The organism is Ancalomicrobiaceae bacterium S20 (assembly GCA_040269895.1).
GTDB classification, from domain to species: Bacteria; Pseudomonadota; Alphaproteobacteria; order Rhizobiales; family Ancalomicrobiaceae; genus Methyloraptor; species Methyloraptor flagellatus.
Window position 1 is genome coordinate 1,013,879 of sequence record CP158568.1, and the last position, 18,386, is coordinate 1,032,264.

The 18,386-nt window shown below is 68.7% G+C and carries 20 protein-coding genes; 15 read left to right on the plus strand and 5 right to left on the minus strand.

What is annotated here, in order from left to right; translation table 11 throughout:
• Window positions 1-31: 31 nt before the first annotated feature.
• Both ABS361_04930 and ABS361_04935 read right to left on the minus strand, forming a co-directional pair.
• Window positions 32-796 (minus strand): glycerophosphodiester phosphodiesterase family protein, encoded by a 765-nt coding sequence (locus ABS361_04930; protein ID XBY45624.1) that lies wholly within the window; start codon window positions 794-796, stop codon window positions 32-34.
• Window positions 797-799: 3 nt separating this feature from the next.
• Window positions 800-1,267, minus strand: coding sequence for a RidA family protein (locus ABS361_04935; protein ID XBY45625.1), 468 nt, complete (start codon window positions 1,265-1,267; stop codon window positions 800-802).
• Between the two features lie 265 nt (window positions 1,268-1,532).
• On the opposite strand from ABS361_04935, the gene ABS361_04940 reads away from it, so the two are divergent.
• Window positions 1,533-2,396 (plus strand): cell envelope integrity EipB family protein, encoded by an 864-nt coding sequence (locus ABS361_04940; GenBank protein XBY45626.1) that lies wholly within the window; start codon window positions 1,533-1,535, stop codon window positions 2,394-2,396.
• Window positions 2,397-2,444: 48 nt separating this feature from the next.
• Here the strand turns inward: ABS361_04940 and ABS361_04945 are convergent, their stop codons facing one another.
• The 3 genes from ABS361_04945 to ABS361_04955 all read right to left on the minus strand — a co-directional run bounded on the left by ABS361_04945 (window position 2,445) and on the right by ABS361_04955 (window position 4,868).
• A complete protein-coding gene (locus ABS361_04945; protein XBY45627.1) occupies window positions 2,445-3,731 on the minus strand; it encodes a DNA polymerase IV in 1,287 nt (428 codons plus the stop codon).
• Between the two features lie 187 nt (window positions 3,732-3,918).
• Window positions 3,919-4,575, minus strand: coding sequence for a hypothetical protein (locus ABS361_04950; GenBank protein XBY45628.1), 657 nt, complete (start codon window positions 4,573-4,575; stop codon window positions 3,919-3,921).
• The gene (locus tag ABS361_04955) at window positions 4,572-4,868 is read right to left on the minus strand and encodes a DUF3572 domain-containing protein (GenBank protein XBY45629.1); all 297 of its coding nucleotides are present in this window, start codon (window positions 4,866-4,868) and stop codon (window positions 4,572-4,574) included. Before ABS361_04955 ends, ABS361_04950 begins: the two co-directional genes overlap by 4 nt.
• 390 nt (window positions 4,869-5,258) lie before the next feature.
• Between ABS361_04955 and ABS361_04960 the strand changes: the two genes are divergently transcribed.
• From ABS361_04960 to hybE, 14 genes are all read left to right on the plus strand, one after another.
• A complete protein-coding gene (locus ABS361_04960; protein ID XBY45630.1) occupies window positions 5,259-5,630 on the plus strand; it encodes a response regulator in 372 nt (123 codons plus the stop codon).
• Window positions 5,631-5,750: 120 nt separating this feature from the next.
• On the plus strand, window positions 5,751-7,124 hold the full coding sequence (locus ABS361_04965; GenBank protein ID XBY45631.1) for a PleD family two-component system response regulator: 1,374 nt from the start codon (window positions 5,751-5,753) through the stop codon (window positions 7,122-7,124).
• A 441-nt stretch (window positions 7,125-7,565) separates the two neighbouring features.
• Window positions 7,566-8,582: a HupU protein gene (locus tag ABS361_04970; GenBank protein XBY45632.1), complete on the plus strand. Its 1,017-nt coding sequence runs from the start codon at window positions 7,566-7,568 to the stop codon at window positions 8,580-8,582.
• A 23-nt stretch (window positions 8,583-8,605) separates the two neighbouring features.
• Complete coding sequence (locus ABS361_04975; protein XBY46811.1) at window positions 8,606-10,054, plus strand: nickel-dependent hydrogenase large subunit; 1,449 nt, start codon at window positions 8,606-8,608, stop codon at window positions 10,052-10,054.
• Window positions 10,055-10,310: 256 nt separating this feature from the next.
• Window positions 10,311-11,387, plus strand: a complete 1,077-nt coding sequence (locus tag ABS361_04980; protein ID XBY45633.1) for a hydrogenase small subunit — start codon at window positions 10,311-10,313, stop codon at window positions 11,385-11,387.
• Between the two features lie 122 nt (window positions 11,388-11,509).
• Window positions 11,510-13,300: a nickel-dependent hydrogenase large subunit gene (locus tag ABS361_04985; protein XBY45634.1), complete on the plus strand. Its 1,791-nt coding sequence runs from the start codon at window positions 11,510-11,512 to the stop codon at window positions 13,298-13,300.
• 93 nt (window positions 13,301-13,393) lie between these two features.
• Window positions 13,394-14,071, plus strand: a complete 678-nt coding sequence (gene cybH, locus ABS361_04990) for a Ni/Fe-hydrogenase, b-type cytochrome subunit (GenBank protein ID XBY46812.1) — start codon at window positions 13,394-13,396, stop codon at window positions 14,069-14,071.
• 3 nt (window positions 14,072-14,074) lie between these two features.
• Window positions 14,075-14,689, plus strand: coding sequence for a HyaD/HybD family hydrogenase maturation endopeptidase (locus ABS361_04995; GenBank protein XBY45635.1), 615 nt, complete (start codon window positions 14,075-14,077; stop codon window positions 14,687-14,689).
• A gap of 62 nt (window positions 14,690-14,751) precedes the next feature.
• On the plus strand, window positions 14,752-15,336 hold the full coding sequence (locus ABS361_05000) for a HupE/UreJ family protein (protein XBY45636.1): 585 nt from the start codon (window positions 14,752-14,754) through the stop codon (window positions 15,334-15,336).
• 27 nt (window positions 15,337-15,363) lie between these two features.
• On the plus strand, window positions 15,364-15,657 hold the full coding sequence (gene hypC / locus ABS361_05005; GenBank protein ID XBY45637.1) for a HypC/HybG/HupF family hydrogenase formation chaperone: 294 nt from the start codon (window positions 15,364-15,366) through the stop codon (window positions 15,655-15,657).
• A gap of 121 nt (window positions 15,658-15,778) precedes the next feature.
• Window positions 15,779-16,222: a hydrogenase accessory protein gene (locus tag ABS361_05010; protein ID XBY45638.1), complete on the plus strand. Its 444-nt coding sequence runs from the start codon at window positions 15,779-15,781 to the stop codon at window positions 16,220-16,222.
• Window positions 16,219-17,088: a hydrogenase expression/formation C-terminal domain-containing protein gene (locus tag ABS361_05015; protein ID XBY45639.1), complete on the plus strand. Its 870-nt coding sequence runs from the start codon at window positions 16,219-16,221 to the stop codon at window positions 17,086-17,088. The genes ABS361_05010 and ABS361_05015 overlap by 4 nt, the downstream gene beginning before the upstream one ends.
• Window positions 17,085-17,291, plus strand: a complete 207-nt coding sequence (locus ABS361_05020) for a rubredoxin (protein ID XBY45640.1) — start codon at window positions 17,085-17,087, stop codon at window positions 17,289-17,291. The genes ABS361_05015 and ABS361_05020 overlap by 4 nt, the downstream gene beginning before the upstream one ends.
• A complete protein-coding gene (hybE, locus tag ABS361_05025; protein ID XBY45641.1) occupies window positions 17,284-17,814 on the plus strand; it encodes a [NiFe]-hydrogenase assembly chaperone HybE in 531 nt (176 codons plus the stop codon). The genes ABS361_05020 and hybE overlap by 8 nt, the downstream gene beginning before the upstream one ends.
• Window positions 17,815-18,386: the final 572 nt, after the last annotated feature.

Sequence of the window (18,386 nt, forward strand, 5' to 3'; positions counted from 1 at the left end):
GCATATTTCGGGCCGAAATACGACCCCGAGGTCAGGTTCGGTCGGGGTCGAAGCCCTCGAACACGATCTGATCGGCCCATTTCAGCGCATGCGCCCGCTGTTCGGGCGTTCGCACGGTCCAGCTCATCACCGGCAGGCCGAGGAGACGTCGCGCGACCCATGGGCCGGGCGCGGGCAGGTCGCCGACGCAGTAGGAGACGAAGTTCGGCCGGCTGCGGAAGCCGTGCAGCAGGTGGCGCAGGGCGAATCGCTCGATCGGACCGAACAGGCGGCGCCAGTCGGGATCGTCGGTGCGGTCGGCGACGATGCCGGCCGGGATATCCGGCATGAATCGGTGGCAGGCGATCACCACCTCCGGATCGAACGACTTCAGCACGACCGGGCCGGCGTAGCCGGCCAGCACCTCGGCGACGCGGGCGGCGAGGCGATCGTCGGCCTGGCGCGGGAACTCGCTCTTCAGTTCGAGCACCAGCCCGACCCGGCCGGCGACCGCATCGAGCAGGTCGGCGAGGGTCGGGATGCGGTCGGTGGTGCCGCGGAACGGAATTTCCTTCAGCTCCGCGGCTGTGAACCGGTCGACCCGGCCGGTCTCGAAGGTCAGCCGGTCGAGCGTGTCGTCGTGGAAGACGACCGGGACCTCGTCCTTGGCGTTGAGCAGATCGACTTCGATCGCGAAGCCGCGCTCGACCGCCGCGCGGACGGCCGAGAGCGTGTTCTCGATGCGGCCGGCGGCCGCGTCGTGATAGCCGCGATGCGCGATCGGCCGGCTGCCGATCCAGGCGAGGTCCCGCTTCATGGCTCAGGCGACTTCGAAGATGCCTTCGACCTCGACGGCCACGCCGAACGGCAGGCCGGCGACGCCCATGGCCGAACGCGAATGGCGGCCCTTGTCGCCGAACACCTCGACGAAGAAATCCGACGCGCCGTTGACGACCTTCGGATGGTCGGTGAAATCGCCGGTCGAGTTGACGAAGCCGGTCAGCTTGACCACGCGGACGACCTTCTCGAGATCGCCGACCGCGCCCTTGAGCTGGGCGATCAGGTTGATGGCGCAGAGCCTCGCGGCGGCGCGGCCGGTCTCGATGTCGCAATCGGCGCCGAGCTTGCCGATGAACTCCGGACCGTTCGGGCCGGCCGGGATCTGGCCGGAGATGAACACGAGGTTGCCGGTCTGGACGGTCGGCACATAGTTGGCCACCGGCTTGACCGGGGTCGGCAGGGTGACGCCGAGTTCCTGCAGGCGCGCTTCGATGCTCACGAGGTTCATCTCCTCTCGATTGCGGGATCGCGACCGGATGATCGCGACAAATGGGAGGACACCGTCATGGCCGATCGCGCGGGGAAGAGCAATCGCCGCCGCGCGCCGGGCCGGCTTGCGGCGGCGGGCGGGCCGGTGGGCAAGGCCCGGCGCGAGGCGCCCGGTCGAGGTCGAGCTGGTGCGCGCGGTTGAATTTCCTCGCAAAGCCGCTCAGATATGACGGGGGTGTTCGACGCATGGTCGGCGCCCGCGGCGGCGAGAGGACGACAGAGCGATGAAACTTCGTACCCGGATGACCGCCGCCTTGGGCCGGATCTCGTTCGCCGCCGCGGCTGGCGTTGGACTGGTTCTTCCGGCCGCGGCCGCGCCCGCCGATCTCGGTTCGGCGCTCGCCTCGCATCAGGCCGTCTACGAGCTGAAGCTGATCAAGGCATCCGAACGCTCGGGGCTGACCGGCGTCGACGGCCGGCTCGTCTATGAGTTCACCGGCTCGGTCTGCGAAGGGTTCACCAGCCAGTTCCGCTTCGTGACCCGCTTCGTCAACAACGAGGGCAAGACGCGCATCACCGACCTGCGCACATCGACCTTCGAGGACGGCGAGGGCAAGAGCTTCAACTTCCTGAACCAGAACTATGTCGACCAGCGGCTGGTCGAGGAGAGCAAGGGCGTCGCCAAGCTGACCGGGACCGGCGCGACGGCCGAGGTCTCCAAGCCGCAGAAGCACACGGTCGACTTCGCGGCGGATGCGCTGTTCCCGACCCGGCACATGGCGACGCTGATCGCGGCCGCGAAGTCCGGCCAGAGCTTCGCCGACATCAAGCTCTACGACGGCTCGGAGAACGGCGATCGCGTCTACCAGACCGCGATCGTGATCGGCAAGGAACAGACCGGGCCGGACGAGTTCGGCGACGAAGCGGGCAAGGACTCGGTCGTGTTCGCCGGCAAGCGCCATTGGCCGGTGACGATCTCCTATTACGATGTGCGCAAGAAGTCCGACGACGGCCTGCCCGAGTACCAGCTGTCGTTCCTGCTCTACGAGAACGGCGTGACCCGCAAGCTGAAGCTCGACTACGGCGACTTCGTCCTGTCGGGCACGCTGTCGGAGCTGAAGCCGCTCGAGGCGAAGAGCTGCCCCTGAGCCTTGCCGTCGGATCGTCTGCCGCGGCTGCCGTGCAGGGGAGGCGGTTCACTCCTCCTCGACCGGCTCGCGGATGCGCTTCGTGCCGAACACCAGACCCTTTTCGACCGCGGCGCCGCCGAACTTCGCGCGGATCGCGTCGATCGCGGCTTCGGCCTTGGCGCGTTTCGCGGCGTCGGCATCGACGAGGTCGGGCGGGTCGCAGCGGTCGGCCGCGACCAGATCCGCGATGCCGATGCCGATCAGGCGGAATTTTCGTCCGTCCAGTTCGCGGCCGAGCAGGTCGAGGCCGGTGCGGTAGATCCGGTCGGCGAGCCGGGTCGGGTCGCCGAGCCGGCGGTTGCGGGTCGAGAGCTTGAAGTCGTGGGTCTTCAGTTTCAGCACCACGGTGTGGCCGCCGAGATCGGCCTTCTTGGCGCGGGCGGAGACCTTTTCGGCGAGGCGGAACAGCGTCTGTTCTAGCCGGCGCCGGTCGGCGACGTCGGTGTCGAAGGTGGTCTCGGCCGAGATGCTCTTCGCCTCGCGGTCCGGGGTGACGACACGGTTGTCGTCGCCGCGCGACAGGCGGGCGAGACGCTGGCCCATGACGCCGTAGCGGCGCATCAGGTCGGTCTCGTCCATGGTCTGGAGCTGGCCGATCAGGCGGATGCCGTCGCGCTCGAGCTGGGCGGCGAGCGCCTTGCCGACACCCCAGATCATGGTCACCGGCTTGTCGGCCAGGAAGGTCAGCGTCTCGGCGCGACCGATCACCGAGAAGCCGCGCGGCTTCTCGAAATCCGAGGCGACTTTGGCCAGGTACTTGTTGTGGCTGAGGCCGACGGAAATCGTGATGCCGATCTCGGTTTCGACCTTGCGGGCGAAGCGGGCGAGCATGACGGCCGGCGCGGCCTTGTGCAGGCGCTCGGTGCCGGTCAGATCGAGGAAAGCCTCGTCGATCGACACCGGCTCGACCATCGGCGTCAGCTCGCCCATGAGCTGGCGCACCTCGCGGCCGACGCGGGCGTATTTCTCCATGTTCGGTTTGACCACGACCGCCTCGGGGCAGGCCTCCAGCGCCTTGAACATCGGCATGGCCGAGCGGACGCCGCGGATGCGGGCGAGGTAGCAGGCTGTCGACACCACGCCGCGTTTGCCGCCGCCGACGATCACCGGCACGTCGCGCAAGGCGGGATCGTCGCGCTTCTCGATCGTGGCATAGAAGGCGTCGCAATCGACATGCGCGATCGACAGCGCATCGAGCTCCGGGTGATCGACCACACGCGGGCTGCCGCAGCGCGCACAGCGGAACGCGCCGGGTTTCGTTGGCGAGAAGCAGTCCCTGCACAGCGCGGGCATTGTTCGAGCCCACCCGGATCGTCCGCCGCGCCCTCCCGCCGCCCACCGGCCGGGACGTGCGAAGCGAACAGAACGGGATCATAGCGTCGATCGGGGCGAGCGCACAGGGCGCAGTCCCTGCTCGGACGGCTTTTCCCGAGATTTCGTGGCGGGCGAGACGGTGGATCGGGATGGGCAGGGAGAGTGTTCAGTCTGCCACCAACGCCGCCACATAGGTCTCCACCTCGGGCCAGCGGTTGGTCTTCAGCCTGGCCCCCGGCACGTCGGGCGCCAGCGCCAGGAAGCGCTCGTCGGCGACGAACTGGATCGCGTGCACCTCCGGGACGGCGGCGAGCACGGATTTCAGGTTGGTCGGGCTGTCGTCGATGAAGACGATCGGCCCGGTCGCGCGGGCCGCGAGGCGGGCGAGGGCCGGGCCCTTGGGACCATCGTTGGTGACGACCGGAAAGCCGAGGCCGTGGGCGGCGAGGTTTTCCATCCGGCGATCGCGGTGGTGGTGCGGCACGTTGGTCAGCAGCACGACGTCGGCGCGCCCGGCGAGGTTCGCGAGCGCCGCGCCGGCGCCCTCGACGGCGTCCTGGCGGCCGACCTCGTCGTCGAAGAAGTCGATCAGCAGCTGCGCGACGTCGTCCTTGGGGATCGCGTCGGCGCTGCCCTTGCGCTTGATGTTGCCGGTCAGCCCGTAGGAGACCGCGTGCAGCCAGAGGCTGCGGCGGTCGAGCCAGGCCTCGAGGGGCTTCAGGAAATGCAGCACCACTTCGTCGACGTCGCAGACGACGAGCGGGCGGTCGCCGAGGCTGAGCGCATCGAGGCCGGCGACGGTCGCGCTGTGGAGAGCGGTCATTCTTCGCCCGATGACTTCGACAGGATGTTGCGGGCGACCGCAATCAGGGTAGGACGGATGCGGACGCGCTCGGAGAACACGAGCAGGAGGCTTTCGTCGCCCATGACATATTCGAGCACGCCGGTCAGGAAACCCGGTTCGCGGGCGGCCAGCCGGAGGTTCTCCGGGCCGAGGCCGGTCTCGGCCAGGAAACGGCCGATCACTTCCGGGTCCTCGGCGAGAAAGGCCAGCGCCTGGATCGCCAGCGCCTCGGCATGCTCGACGGGCATCTGGCCGGAGCGGTCGCGAATCATGGGGTTTGCCTTTCTCTAAGGAATCGCGGCTAGCTTCCGAACGGCGCGAAGGCTACCAAAACCGAGCGTTTTCGCGGTAGCTCGGCCGGAGCCGGAACTGCCGCCCGCGCCGTTGACCGTGGTTGCGAACGGGCAACCATCGGGCGGACATCATACTGCGGGCAATCGGTTCCGACGAGACGGTGCCGATGCCCGGCTGCCACCGATCCGCGCGACCTCTGCGTTTGCGACCGGATCCGGACCGGTGTGTCCGGGCCGGCCGGAGCGCTCCAGCTACGGGCCGGGGTTTTCGGGGAATTTGAACAAGGGGATGCGCGGATCGGTCTGCGGCCCCATATAACAGGCGCTTCGGACCGGTCTCCGGTCGCCGCAGCCTTGAAGGAGACGCGGATGGCGAAGACGGTGCTGATCGTGGAGGACAACGAGCTCAACATGAAGCTCTTCCACGACCTCCTCGAGGCGCATGGCTACGGTACGCTCCAGACCCGCAACGGCATGGAGGCGATGGATATCGCCCGCGCGCATCGGCCCGACCTGATCCTCATGGACATCCAGCTGCCCGAGGTCTCGGGGCTCGAAGTCACCAAGTGGCTGAAGGAGGACGACGATCTCAGGTCGATCCCGGTGATCGCGGTCACCGCCTTCGCCATGAAGGGCGACGAGGAGCGCATCCGGCAGGGCGGCTGCGAGGCCTACATCTCCAAGCCGATCTCGGTCGCCAAGTTTTTGGAAACCGTTCGCTCGTATCTTGGGGATGCCTGAGCGGTATTCCGGCTGATCGACGGGAACGATCCGACGCTCCGGTCAAGACGAGCCCGGGCGGCGGTTGGCGCCGGCCGATCCGCGACGTGCGGACGCCATCCCTTTTTCAGGAGTGCTTCGATGACCGCCCGCGTGCTCGTGGTCGACGATATCCCGGCCAACGTGAAGCTGCTCGAATCGCGGCTCACCGCCGAGTATTTCGAGGTCCTGACCGCGACCTCCGGGCCGGAGGCGCTGGCGATTTGCGAGCGCGACCTGCCGGACATCGTGCTGCTCGACGTCATGATGCCGGGCATGGACGGTTTCGAAGTCGCGCGCCGGATGAAGTCCAATCCGCGGCTGACCCATATTCCGATCATCATGGTCACGGCGCTCGACCAGATCGCCGACCGTGTGAAAGGGCTCGAGGCCGGCGCCGACGACTTCCTGACCAAGCCGGTCTCGGACGTCGCGCTGGTGGCGCGCGTGCGCAGTCTCGTGCGGCTCAAGATGCTGACCGACGAACTGCGTCTGAGATCGCAGACCGGCCGCGAGATCGGCATAGACGAGCCGTTCGACCTCGGCGCGCTCGAAGGCACCCAGAAGGGCAAGCTCCTGCTCGTCGACGACCGGCGGTCGTCGGCGGAGCGGATGAAGAGCGTGCTCGGCGTCGTCCACGATGTCTCGATCGAGCCGGACGCCCAGCAGGCGCTGTTCCTGGCGGCCGAGAAGGACTGGGATCTGATCGTGGTCAGCCTCGGTCTCGCCGACTACGACGGCCTGCGGCTGGTGGCGCAGCTGCGCTCGCTCGAACGCACGCGCGCGCTGCCGATCCTGCTGCTCGCCGAGGCCGAGGACACCGCGCGGCTCATGCGCGGTCTCGACATGGGCGCGAACGACTATCTGGTTCGTCCGGTCGACCGGCAGGAGATGCTGGCGCGGGTCAAGACCCAGATCCGGCGCAAGCGCTACACCGATCACTTACGCGACAACGTCCAGCAGTCGATCGAAATGGCCGTCACCGACCCGCTGACCGGCCTCAACAATCGTCGCTACATGGGCATTCACCTGCATGCGCTGGTCGACCAGGCGCACCAGCGATCGAAGCCGCTGTCGGCGCTGATCGTCGATATCGATTTCTTCAAGTCGATCAACGACACCTGGGGCCACGACGCCGGCGACGAGGTGCTGCGCGAGTTCTCCGAGCGGCTGCGCGCCAGCGTGCGCGGCATCGATCTCGTCTGCCGCTACGGCGGCGAGGAATTCGTCGTGGTGATGCCCGACACCGACATGGCGCTCGCCTACATGGTCGCCGAGCGGCTGCGCAAGGGCGTGGCCGACAAGCCCTTCACCATCGCGCGCGGCACCAACGAGATCGAAGTCACGATCTCGGTCGGGCTCGGCACGCTGGAGGCGGCGACCGACACCGGCGACGACATCCTGAAGCGCGCCGATCTGGCGCTCTATCGGGCCAAGCGCTCGGGCCGCAACCGGGTCGTGTCCGAAGCCGCCTGAGGGCAGAACGCGCGGCTCGACCGTCGGGAGATGCGCGGGCAGGGGGGGCGGCCCGCGACAGCGGCGCCGCGCCGTTAGGCTTAACGATTTACGAACAATCGGCTTTCCCGTGCAGCGCATGCGGGTTCCGATTGCATTCGGCCGGTCGTTCCGTAGGGTTTGCTCGAAGGCCGGGCGCGGGGGTTCCCGATCCGGCTCAAGGCAAACTCGTCCCGGATCCGCCGCAACTGTCCGGGTCGAGTGGTGCCGGCCGGGAGGGGGTCTGAGTGGCCTCCTCGTTGCGACCCTCTCCCGGCCGGTCCCGTGCTCGCGCCATACCGACGTCGGTCGCGGCGAGTGGCGGATGATGCGGCGGCGAAAAATTTCCACTTCCCCACAGACGATGCCCGGCTAATCTCGCGGTGGCCGCCGGTCGATCCGGCCGGCCGCGCGGAGATCGTCATGTCATCGACCGGTTCCACCCGACCTGCCACCATGCTCTGGCTGCAAGCCGGCGGCTGCGGCGGCTGCACCATGGCGGTGCTGGAGCAGGGCGCGCACGGCTGGTTCGAGGATCTGGCCGAGAGCGGCATCGAACTCCTCTGGCATCCTTCGCTGAGCCTCGACACCGGTGCGCCGGTGCGCGAGCTCTTGACCGCAATCGAAGCCGGCGAGCGGCCGCTCGACATTCTGGTGCTCGAAGGCGCGATCCTGCGCGGGCCGAACGGCACCGGCCGGTTCAATCGCCTGTCCGGCACCGATCGCAGCATGCTCGACTGGATCAAGGGGCTCGCGCCGCAGGCCGGGGTGGTCGTGGCGGTCGGCAGCTGCGCGGCCTATGGCGGTGTATCGGCCGGTTTGCCCGATCCGACAGATGCTTGCGGGCTGCAGTTCAAGCAGGCGGAAGCCGGCGGCGTGCTCGGCGCGGGCTTCCGGTCGCGCGCGGGGCTGCCGGTGATCAATGTGGCGGGCTGCGCACCGCATCCGGGCTGGATCGCCGAGACGCTGGCGGCGGTCGCGGGCCAGATGATCAGCGCCGATGATCTCGACGGCTTCGGCCGGCCGCGCTTCTACGCCGACCATCTCGCCCATCACGGCTGCAGCCGCAACGAGTTCTACGAGTTCAAGGCGAGCGCCGAGAGCCCGGCCGATCGCGGCTGCCTGATGGAACATCTCGGCTGCAAGGCGACCCAGGCGGTCGGCGACTGCAATCAGCGGGTCTGGAACGGTGCCGGATCCTGCACGCACGCGGGCTATGCCTGCGTCGCCTGCACGGCGCCGGGCTTCGAGAACGCGCGCGACTATCTGGTCACGCCGAAGCTCGCCGGCATCCCGGTCGGCCTGCCGCTCGACATGCCGAAAGCGTGGTTCGTCGCGCTCGCGGCCTTGTCGAAGTCCGCGACGCCGAAGCGGGTTGCGGTCAATGCCCGCAGCGACCGGGTGGTCGTTCCGCCGCGCCGGACCGCGGGGCCGAAATGAGCATGGCGGAGACGGGTCAGGGCATTCGGCGCCTCGTGGTCGGGCCGTTCAACCGGGTCGAGGGCGATCTGGAAGTGACGCTCGACGTTGCCGACGGGGTTGTGCGGTCGGCGCGGGTGACGACGCCGCTCTATCGCGGCTTCGAGGAGATGCTGGTCGGCCGGCCGGCCATGGACGCGCTGGTGATCGCGCCGCGCATCTGCGGCATCTGCTCGGTGTCGCAGTCGATGGCGGCAATGACGGCGCTCCGGGCGCTGTCGGGCGTGCTGCCGGCGCCGAATGGCGTGATCGCGGCGAACATCGCGCATGCGGCGGAGAACATCGCCGATCATCTCATCCATTTCGCCGTGTTCTTCATGCCGGATTTCACGCGCCCGTCCTATGCCGGCCGGCCGTGGTACGGCGCGGCGGTCGAGCGCTTCGCCGCCGTGAAGGGTTCGATCGCCGGGGACGTGCTCCCGGCGCGGGCGCGGCTCCTGACCATCCTCGGCGAGGTTGCCGGCAAGTGGCCGCACAGCCTCGCCTTCCAGCCGGGCGGCACGACGCGTGCGCTCGATCTCGGGGCGCGGACCCGGCTGCTCGGCGTCGTGCGCGAATTCCGCAGCTTCTTCGAACGCGTCGTGCTCGGCATCGGCGTCGAGGACTTTCTCGCGATCGAGACCGCGGATGCGCTCGCCGCCTACGCCGAGGAGCGGAGCGCCGATCTGCCGGCGTTCCTGCGCATCGCGGCCGATCTCGGGCTCGACCGGCTCGGGCCCGGGCCGGGGCCGCTGATGAGCTTCGGCGCCTATCACGGCATCGACGGCACGCTGTTCCAGCCCGGCGTCTACAGCGCCGCGGAGGGCGCCCGGCCGCTCGATCCGGACGCGATCGCCGAGGACGTCTCGCACAGTTTCATGCGCGCCAATCCGTCCCTGCATCCGGCGGCGGGTGAGACCGTGCCGGATGTCGACCGGCCGGAGAGCTACACTTTCGCCAAGGCGCCGCGGCTCGGCGGGCGGCCGGTCGAGGTCGGCGCGCTGGCGCGGCAGGCGGTCGACGGCCAGCCGCTCGTGCGGGCCCTGATCGCGCGCGACGGCGCTTCGGGCGTGACCGCGCGCATCGTCGCGCGCATGGTCGAGACGGCGCGGCTCGTGCTGGCGCTGGAGACCTGGGTGCGTGCGCTCGACCCGAAAGGCCCCTATGCGGCGCCGGACACGCCGCGCTTCACCGAGGGCCGCGCGGAGGGCCTGGTCGAGGCGGCGCGCGGCGCGCTCGGGCACTGGATCGCGGTGCGCGGCGGCCGGATCAGCCACTATCAGATCGTCGCGCCGACGACCTGGAACTTCTCTCCGCGCGATGCGGACGGTGTTCCGGGGCCGCTCGAAACCGCGCTTGCCGGCACCGAGGTCGGCGCGCTCGGGGCCGAGGCGCCGGCGGTCCAGCATGTCGTGCGCTCGTTCGATCCCTGCATGGTCTGCACCGCCCATTGAGCGGGGGGCTCGGATCGGTCCCGTCCGACACCGGGTGGTCGGCTACTTTACAATGATTGGAAAGAAAGCTTCCGCACCGTGTCGGATCTTCGATCGGGGCGCGTGTGAGCATCCAATTTTAAGTGCATGTTAAATCGCGGTTTATGCGTTCCTCCCCGTGCCAGCGCCCACGCTGGCATGCTCCTTGCGGACAGGGTGGCAATCAGAACGCGGGCGAAACGCCCGTCGTCTCAGCCACGCCGGGGAGGAGGACCAGATGGGCCTGGGCACCGAGACTTTCTATGACGTCATCCGTCGTCAGGGCATCACGCGCCGCAGCTTCGTGAAATTCTGCAACCTGACCGCCGCGAGCCTCGGGCTCGGCCCGATCGCCGCGACCGAGATGGCGCACGCGCTGGAGACCAAGCCGCGCACGCCGGTCATCTGGATGCACGGCCTCGAGTGCACCTGCTGCTCGGAGAGCTTCATCCGCTCCGCGCATCCGCTCGTGAAGGACGTCGTCCTGTCGATGATTTCGCTCGACTACGACGACACGATCATGGCCGCCGCCGGTCATCAGGCCGAGGCGATCCTCGAAGAGACGCGCAAGAAGTACAAGGGCCAGTACATCCTGGCCGTCGAGGGTAATCCGCCGCTCAACGAGGACGGCATGTTCTGCATCGACGGCGGCCGTCCGTTCGTCGAGAAGCTCAAGGAGATGGCCGAGGACTCCATGGCGGTGATCGCCTGGGGTGCCTGCGCCTCCTGGGGCTGCGTGCAGGCGGCCAAGCCGAACCCGACGCAGGCCACCCCGATCGACAAGGTCATCAAGAACAAGCCGATCATCAAGGTACCGGGCTGCCCGCCGATCGCCGAGGTGATGACCGGCGTCGTGACCTACATCACCACCTTCGGCCGTCTGCCGGAGCTCGACCGGCAGGGCCGGCCGAAGATGTTCTATTCGCAGCGCATCCACGACAAGTGCTACCGCCGGCCGCATTTCGATGCCGGCCAGTTCGTCGAGAGCTGGGACGACGAGGGCGCGCGCAAGGGCTACTGCCTCTACAAGATGGGCTGCAAGGGTCCGACGACCTACAACGCCTGTTCGACCACGCGCTGGAACGACGGCGTGTCGTTCCCGATCCAGTCGGGCCACGGCTGCATCGGCTGCTCGGAAGAGGGCTTCTGGGACAAGGGCTCGTTCTACGACCGCCTGACCACGATCAACCAGTTCGGCGTCGAGGCGAACGCCGACAAGATCGGCGGCACGGTCGCCGGCGTGGTCGGCGCGGCAGTGGTCGCCCATGCGGCGGTGACCGCCGTCAAGCGCGTCACGACCAAGCGCGACGGCTGATCCGTCACTGCACTTTCCGCGAGCCGGCTTCGAACCCGCGCCGCCGCTGAGCCTTCGCTCGGCCGGCGGGCGCGGGGGAGCCGGGCTTCCGTCACCGACTTTCAGGGACAGGGAACAGCGCCATGGGCATTCAGACCCCCAACGGCTTCAATCTCGACAATTCGGGCAAGCGTGTCGTCGTCGATCCGGTCACCCGCATCGAAGGCCACATGCGCGTCGAGGTGAACGTCGACAGCAACAATGTCATCCGCAACGCGGTCTCGACCGGCACCATGTGGCGCGGCATCGAGGTGATCCTGCGCGGCCGCGATCCGCGCGACGCCTGGGCCTTCACCGAGCGCATCTGCGGCGTCTGCACCGGCACCCACGCGCTGACCTCGGTTCGCGCGGTCGAGAACGCGCTGTCGATCAAGATCCCCGAGAACGCCAACTCGATCCGCAACATCATGCAGCTCGTGCTGCAGGTGCATGACCACGTCGTGCACTTCTATCACCTGCATGCGCTCGACTGGGTCGACGTGGTCTCGGCGCTCTCCGCCGATCCGAAGGCGACCAGCCAGCTGGCGCAGTCGGTCTCCGACTGGCCGCTGTCGTCGCCGGGCTACTTCAAGGACCTGCAGACCCGGCTGAAGAAATTCGTCGAGTCCGGCCAGCTCGGGCCGTTCAAGAACGGCTACTGGGGCCATGCCGCCTACAAGCTGCCGCCGGAAGCGAACCTGATGGCGGTCGCGCACTATCTGGAAGCGCTCGACTTCCAGAAGGACATGGTCAAGATCCACACGATCTACGGCGGCAAGAACCCGCATCCGAACTGGCTGGTCGGCGGCGTGCCCTGCGCGATCAACATCGACGGCACGGGCGCGGTCGGCGCGATCAACATGGAGCGGCTGAACCTCGTCTCCGAGATCATCGATCGCATGGTGACGTTCTGCGAGCAGGTCTACCTGCCGGACGTCGCGGCGATCGGCTCGTTCTACAAGGACTGGCTCTATGGCGGCGGCCTGTCGGGCAAGTCGGTGATGGCCTATGGCGACATCCCCGAACACGCCAACGACTATTCGCCGGCCTCGCTCAAGCTGCCGCACGGCGTGATCCTGAACGGGAACCTCAAGGAGATCTATCCCGTCGATCACACCGACCCGAACCAGATCCAGGAGTTCGTCACCCACTCCTGGTACAAGTATCCGGACGAGACCAAGGGCCTGCATCCGTGGGACGGCGTCACCGAGCCGCACTACGCGCTCGGCCCGAAGACCAAGGGCACCCGGACCAACATCGAGGCGCTCGACGAGGAGGCGAAGTACTCCTGGATCAAGTCGCCGCGCTGGAAGGGCAACGCCGTCGAGGTCGGGCCGCTCGCCCGCTACATCGTCGGCTATGCCCAGGGCAAGGCCGAGTTCAAGGATCCGACCGACAAGTTCCTCAAGGATCTCGGCCTGCCGGTCACGGCGCTGTTCTCGACGCTCGGCCGCACCGCGGCGCGTGCGCTCGAGGCGGTGTGGGCGGCGCAGCAGCTGCGCTACTTCCAGGACAAGCTGCTCGCCAACATCAAGGCCGGCGATCTCAACACGGCCAACACCGAGAAGTGGAAGCCGGAGAGCTGGCCGAAGGAGGTCAAGGGCGTCGGCTTCACCGAGGCGCCGCGCGGCGCGCTCGCGCACTGGATCAAGATCAAGGACGGCAAGATCGACAACTACCAGTGCGTCGTGCCGACGACCTGGAACGGCAGCCCGCGTGATCCGAAGGGCAACATCGGCGCCTTCGAGGCTTCGCTGATGGATACGCCGATGGCCGATCCGACGCAGCCGCTCGAGATCCTGCGCACCCTCCATTCCTTCGATCCGTGCCTGGCCTGCTCGACCCACGTCATGTCGCCCGACGGGCAGGACATGGCGACCGTCACCGTGCGCTGAGGGGAGGGTGCCATGACGGACACCGCCCACTCCAACAGCGGTCGCGAGCCGCACAATCACTTCCCCGGCGTGGTCGACCTCGCCGGGGGGCACATGGTCGGCCGGCCGACGATCTACGTCTACGAGGCGCCGGTGCGTCTCTGGCACTGGGTCAACGCCGCCGCGATCGTCGTGTTGGCTATCACCGGCTACTTCATCGGATCGCCGCCGCCCGCGGTCGGCGGCGAGGCCTATGACACCTTCATCTTCGGCTACATCCGCTTCACGCATTTCGCCGCCGGCTACGTGCTCGCGGTCGGCTTCCTGATGCGGATCTACTGGGGCTTCGTCGGCAACAGCCACGCGCGGCAGATCTTCTACGTGCCGTTCTGGAGCCGGACCTGGGCCAAGGGCGTGCTGCAGGAACTGCGCTGGTACATGTTCCTGGAGAAGGAGCCGAAGAAGTACGTCGGCCACAATCCGCTGGCGCAGATCGCGATGTTCGTCATGTTCACGCTGTTCACCGTGTTCATGATCATCTCGGGCTTCGCGCTCTACTCCGAAGGCACCGGCCGCGACAGCTGGCAGGGCAAGCTGTTCGGCTGGGTGTTCTCGATCTTCCCGAACAGCCAGGACGTCCACACGCTGCATCATCTCGGCATGTGGGTGATCGTGACCTTCGTGATCGTGCACGTCTACGCCGCGATCCGCGAGGACATCATGAGCCGCCAGACCATGATCTCGACCATGATCTCCGGCGAGCGGCAGTTCCGCGACGAGCGGGAGGACTGACCCATGTCCAGCGCCGTCTCGAATGCTGCCGCGACCGCCGAGCCCCTGCCGCGCATCCTCGTGCTCGGCATCGGCAACATCCTGTGGGCGGACGAGGGCTTCGGGGTCCGGGCGGTGGAGGCGTTCCACCGCCAGTTCGAGCTGCCGGAGGCCGTGACGCTGCTCGATGGCGGCACGCAGGGGCTCTACCTGGTCAATTTCGTGCAGGAAGCCGATCGGCTGATCGTGTTCGACGCGATCGACTACGGGCTCGAACCCGGTACGCTCAAGGTCGTGGAAGACGACGAGGTGCCGAAGTTCACCGGCGCCAAGAAGATGAGCCTGCACCAGACCGGCTTCCAGGAAGTGCTGTCGGCGGCGGATCTGCTCGGCGGCTACCCGGAAAAGCTGGTGCTGATCGGCTGCCAGCCGGTCGATCTCGAGGACTGGGGCGGTCCGCTGACCGAGCCGGTCCGCGCCGCGATCGAGCCGGCGCTGGCGGAGGCCATCGCCGTGCTGGAGCGCTGGGGTGTGGCGGTCGAGCCGCGCGCCGCGCCGCTCGAACCGGAACAGGAATTGCTTATCAACGACATCGGCCACGCCGCCTATGAGCGTCGCGCGGCCGTTGCTACCGTCTAGCCGGGGAGGCCGCCGCGAGAGTCGCGCGGCCACCGAACCGCCACTCACGAGGGGATGGAATCATGCGTTCGATCGTTCGTCTCACCGCTCTCGCCGCCGGCGTTCTCGCCGCCACCGGCGCCCAGGCCCATGTCGGCGTCGAGCCGCATATCCATGGCGACCTCATCGCCGGCGCGCTGCATCCGCTGACCGGCCCCGACCATATCGCCGCCATGGTGGCGGTCGGCCTGTGGGCGGCGGCGCTCGGCGGCCGGGCCATATGGGCCGTGCCGGCGGCCTTCGTCAGCGTGCTGGCGTTCGGTGCCGTGCTCGGCGTCATGGGCGTCGCGCTGCCGGCGGTCGAGCCGATGATCGCGGTCTCGGTGATCGCGCTCGGCCTGCTCACCGCTTTCGCGGTGCGCGTGCCGATGCCGGCCGCCGCCGCGCTGGTCGGCTTCTTCGCGCTGTTCCATGGCCATGCCCACGGCGCGGAAATGCCGTCGATGGCGAACCCGATGCTCTACGGCCTCGGCTTCGTGGTCGCGACCGCGCTGCTGCACGGCGCCGGTCTCGGTCTCGGCCTCGTCGCCGGCCGCACCACGGGCGTGCTCGCGCGCGTTGCCGGTGCCGCGGTCGCCGTGTTCGGCGTCGTGCTCGCCGCCGGCTGAGCCTCTGGCGAGGGAAGGAGCATCCCCATGTGCCTCGGCGTGCCGATGACGGTTCTCGACGACGGTGCCTTCACCGCGCTCTGCGGGCGCGGCGAGGAGGTGCGCCGGGTCTCGATGCTGCTCGTCGGCGCGCAGGCCGTGGGCACCAAGGTGCTCGTTCATATCGACAGCGCCGTCCGCGTCCTCGACGCGGACGAGGCAGAAGCGATCGATCGGGCGCTCGAAGGCCTCGCCGCCGCGATGGACGGCCGGGCCTTCGACCACCTGTTCGCCGATCTGATCGATCGCGAGCCGGAACTGCCCGAGCATCTCAGATCGTGAGGCCGGACGCCTGATCGAGGGGACCCGGGCGCAGGACGGCGCCGACCGGGCTCCGGCGATACGGGCAAGCGCGATACCCGAAGCGCGATACCCAAGAATGTGACGTTCGAGGAGGAAGCCCATGCATCCGCTCATCGCGGCGCTTTCGAGCCGCCACGGCCTGCCGACCGTTGATGCGGCGACCGTCGACACCTTCCTGGCGCCCGCCGCCGGCGAGGCCGAGCACACGATCCTGTTCTTCACCGGCGATCCCGAGACGCGGTCCGACACGACCGACGTCGCGGTGGTGCTGCCGGAGCTGCTCGCGGCCTTCGCCGGCCGGTTCCGGGCCGCGGTGGTCGATCGCGAGGCGGAAGAGGCGCTGAAGGCGCGCTTCGGCGTGCAGGTGTTCCCGAGCCTCGCGGTGACGCGCGGCCAGGCGGCGCTCGGCGTCATGCCGCGCATCCGCGACTGGTCCGACTACACCGACACGCTCGCCGGCTACCTCAAGGTCGATGCCGAGCCGCCGAAGCCGGCGCGGCCGAAGATCGAGATCACCTACAACGGGCGGAGGACCGACGCATGAAGGCCGGATTCTGGGTGGCGCCCGACGGCGCCGACGATGCCATCGCCATGCTGCCGATCGGCGGCGAAGCGGCCGAGATCCGCAAGTCCGGCACCACCGGCACCGGCGCCTTGTCGTTCCTGGCGACGACCGGCGCGGAGGAGATGATCGCGCGCTGTCCCGGCGTTGCGGCCCTGCTGCCGAAGCTCGCCGACGCGCTCGACACGCAGAAGGCCAACGAGGTCGGCCGGATCTTCGATCTCGAACATCTCGGCCGCGAGGAACGCGCGCTGATCGGCGAAGTGCTCGGCGAGGGCGAGGTCGCCGCGACCGTCGCGCTGCCGGACGGCGTCGTCGCGCAGGTGCAGGAGAGCATCTTCCCCGGCCTCTGGCGCGTGCGTTTCACCGATGCGAGCAACCGGCTGGTCGCCGACTATGCCGAGGTCGCCTCGATCCCGGTCGCGGTGCGCCGCGCTGCCGGCATGACACTCGCCGACATCGAGATCGGCACGCCGCCCGAGGGCGCGATGAACGTGATGCCGGTGCTCGCCGAGATCCGCGATCGCATGGCGAGCTACCGGCCCGGCGAGGCGAACCACACGATCGCCTTCTCGCTGTTCCCGATGACGCCGGACGACATCGAGTTCCTGCAGGCGACGCTCGGCGCCGGCCCGGTCCGCATCGTGTCGCGCGGCTACGGCACCTGCCGCATCCAGGCGACCGCGGTCCACAACGTCTGGGGCGTGCAGTTCTTCAACTCGATGGACACGATCCTGCTCGACACGCTCGAGATCGGCGACGTGCCCGTGGTCGCTTGCGCCGCGGAAGAAGACTTCCGCGATTCCGCCGAGCGGCTGCGCGAGATCGAGGAGGCCTACTTCAAATGAGCGCGGTCGCGGCGGACAAGCACGGCCAAGAGGGGGCCACCAGGTTCGAATGCGGCGTGTGCTGGCACGTCTACGATCCGGCCGAGGGCGATCCGGTCTGGCAGGTGCCGGCCGGGACTGCCTTCGAGGATCTGCCGGAGGCGTGGTGCTGCCCGAACTGCGACGGGCCGAGAACGAAGTTCCTGAGGCTCGACGATGATTGACGCGCAAGCCGACGGCGGCTCGGACATCGGCCCAGCGCCCGGCCCGACGGCCGCCGGCGACGCCGATCCGGGCGCCCGGCTGGTGGCGTTGTGGCGAGGTGTGGCGGCACGGATGGCGGATCTGCCGATCTACAATCCGCGCCTCGATGTGCACACGACCGCGTTTCGCCGGCATGGCGCCTGGCGGATCGGCGTGGTGACGACGCCGTGGTTCATGAATGTCGTGGCTGTGCCGGACGCGGTCGAGGCGCTGCCGCCGGCGGGGCACGAGGTCGCGATCGAGTTGCCGGACGGCGTGCTCGATGCGATCGCGGCCGATCTCGACGGGTTCGGGCGCCTCGCCATGGCCTCGCTGTTCTCGCCGATGGACGACTTCGCGGATGCCGAGGCGACCATGGCGGTCGGCGAAGCGGCGCTCGAGGAACTGCTGGCGCCGCCGCCTCCGCCGCCGAAGCCGGCCATGGCGGTCGCGGTCGATCGCCGGGCGCTGCTGTTTGGCCGTCGTCCGGAGGCGAGGCCATGACGCTCGATACGTCGTCGGCAGCGTCGGGCTTGGGCGCGGGCGGGGCAGTCGGGACGGCGGGCTCGGTTCTGCCCGATCCAGGGCGGATCCGCATCACGGTTTCGGTCGCCGACGGGGCGATCGCGCGCGTCGACATCGCCTCGACGCGGCTGATGGCGGCGGCGGCGATGTTCGCGGGCCGCGAACTCGCGGTGGTCGAGGCCGCGGTGGTGGCGCTTCATGGCCTCTGCGGCCGATCGCATGGCGCTGCCATGCGCTTCGGCGCGGCGGCAGCGCTCGGCGAGCCGATCGATGCGGACGAGACCGCGCTCTGGGTTGGCCGGCTCGCCGGCGAACGGCTCGCCGAGCATCTGCGCGTGATGTTCGCCGATCGACGCGACGATACGGGACTTGCCGCGTTGCGCGAGGCCGTCGCCCTCGGCCGCAAGGCGGCGCGCGACGGGCGGATCGAGGCGGAGGACGGCGACCGTCTGCACAAGGCCTGCGATCGGCTCATCGGAGCCTCGGAGGCGGGGGGCGACAGCGCGGAGGCGGGTGCGCCGGTCGATCGGCTGACGGCGACCGACGATGCC

What these genes read in the sequence shown, in the direction of transcription:
- ABS361_04930 (XBY45624.1), bottom strand. Translation starts at nt 796, where the DNA reads ATGAAGCGGGACCTCGCCTGGATCGGCAGCCGGCCGATCGCGCATCGC.
- ABS361_04935 (XBY45625.1), bottom strand. Translation starts at nt 1,267, where the DNA reads ATGAACCTCGTGAGCATCGAAGCGCGCCTGCAGGAACTCGGCGTCACC.
- ABS361_04940 (XBY45626.1), top strand. Translation starts at nt 1,533, where the DNA reads ATGAAACTTCGTACCCGGATGACCGCCGCCTTGGGCCGGATCTCGTTC.
- ABS361_04945 (XBY45627.1), bottom strand. Translation starts at nt 3,731, where the DNA reads ATGCCCGCGCTGTGCAGGGACTGCTTCTCGCCAACGAAACCCGGCGCG.
- ABS361_04950 (XBY45628.1), bottom strand. Translation starts at nt 4,575, where the DNA reads ATGACCGCTCTCCACAGCGCGACCGTCGCCGGCCTCGATGCGCTCAGC.
- ABS361_04955 (XBY45629.1), bottom strand. Translation starts at nt 4,868, where the DNA reads ATGATTCGCGACCGCTCCGGCCAGATGCCCGTCGAGCATGCCGAGGCG.
- ABS361_04960 (XBY45630.1), top strand. Translation starts at nt 5,259, where the DNA reads ATGGCGAAGACGGTGCTGATCGTGGAGGACAACGAGCTCAACATGAAG.
- ABS361_04965 (XBY45631.1), top strand. Translation starts at nt 5,751, where the DNA reads ATGACCGCCCGCGTGCTCGTGGTCGACGATATCCCGGCCAACGTGAAG.
- ABS361_04970 (XBY45632.1), top strand. Translation starts at nt 7,566, where the DNA reads ATGTCATCGACCGGTTCCACCCGACCTGCCACCATGCTCTGGCTGCAA.
- ABS361_04980 (XBY45633.1), top strand. Translation starts at nt 10,311, where the DNA reads ATGGGCCTGGGCACCGAGACTTTCTATGACGTCATCCGTCGTCAGGGC.
- ABS361_04985 (XBY45634.1), top strand. Translation starts at nt 11,510, where the DNA reads ATGGGCATTCAGACCCCCAACGGCTTCAATCTCGACAATTCGGGCAAG.
- cybH (XBY46812.1), top strand. Translation starts at nt 13,394, where the DNA reads ATGGTCGGCCGGCCGACGATCTACGTCTACGAGGCGCCGGTGCGTCTC.
- ABS361_04995 (XBY45635.1), top strand. Translation starts at nt 14,075, where the DNA reads ATGTCCAGCGCCGTCTCGAATGCTGCCGCGACCGCCGAGCCCCTGCCG.
- ABS361_05000 (XBY45636.1), top strand. Translation starts at nt 14,752, where the DNA reads ATGCGTTCGATCGTTCGTCTCACCGCTCTCGCCGCCGGCGTTCTCGCC.
- hypC (XBY45637.1), top strand. Translation starts at nt 15,364, where the DNA reads ATGTGCCTCGGCGTGCCGATGACGGTTCTCGACGACGGTGCCTTCACC.
- ABS361_05010 (XBY45638.1), top strand. Translation starts at nt 15,779, where the DNA reads ATGCATCCGCTCATCGCGGCGCTTTCGAGCCGCCACGGCCTGCCGACC.
- ABS361_05015 (XBY45639.1), top strand. Translation starts at nt 16,219, where the DNA reads ATGAAGGCCGGATTCTGGGTGGCGCCCGACGGCGCCGACGATGCCATC.
- ABS361_05020 (XBY45640.1), top strand. Translation starts at nt 17,085, where the DNA reads ATGAGCGCGGTCGCGGCGGACAAGCACGGCCAAGAGGGGGCCACCAGG.
- hybE (XBY45641.1), top strand. Translation starts at nt 17,284, where the DNA reads ATGATTGACGCGCAAGCCGACGGCGGCTCGGACATCGGCCCAGCGCCC.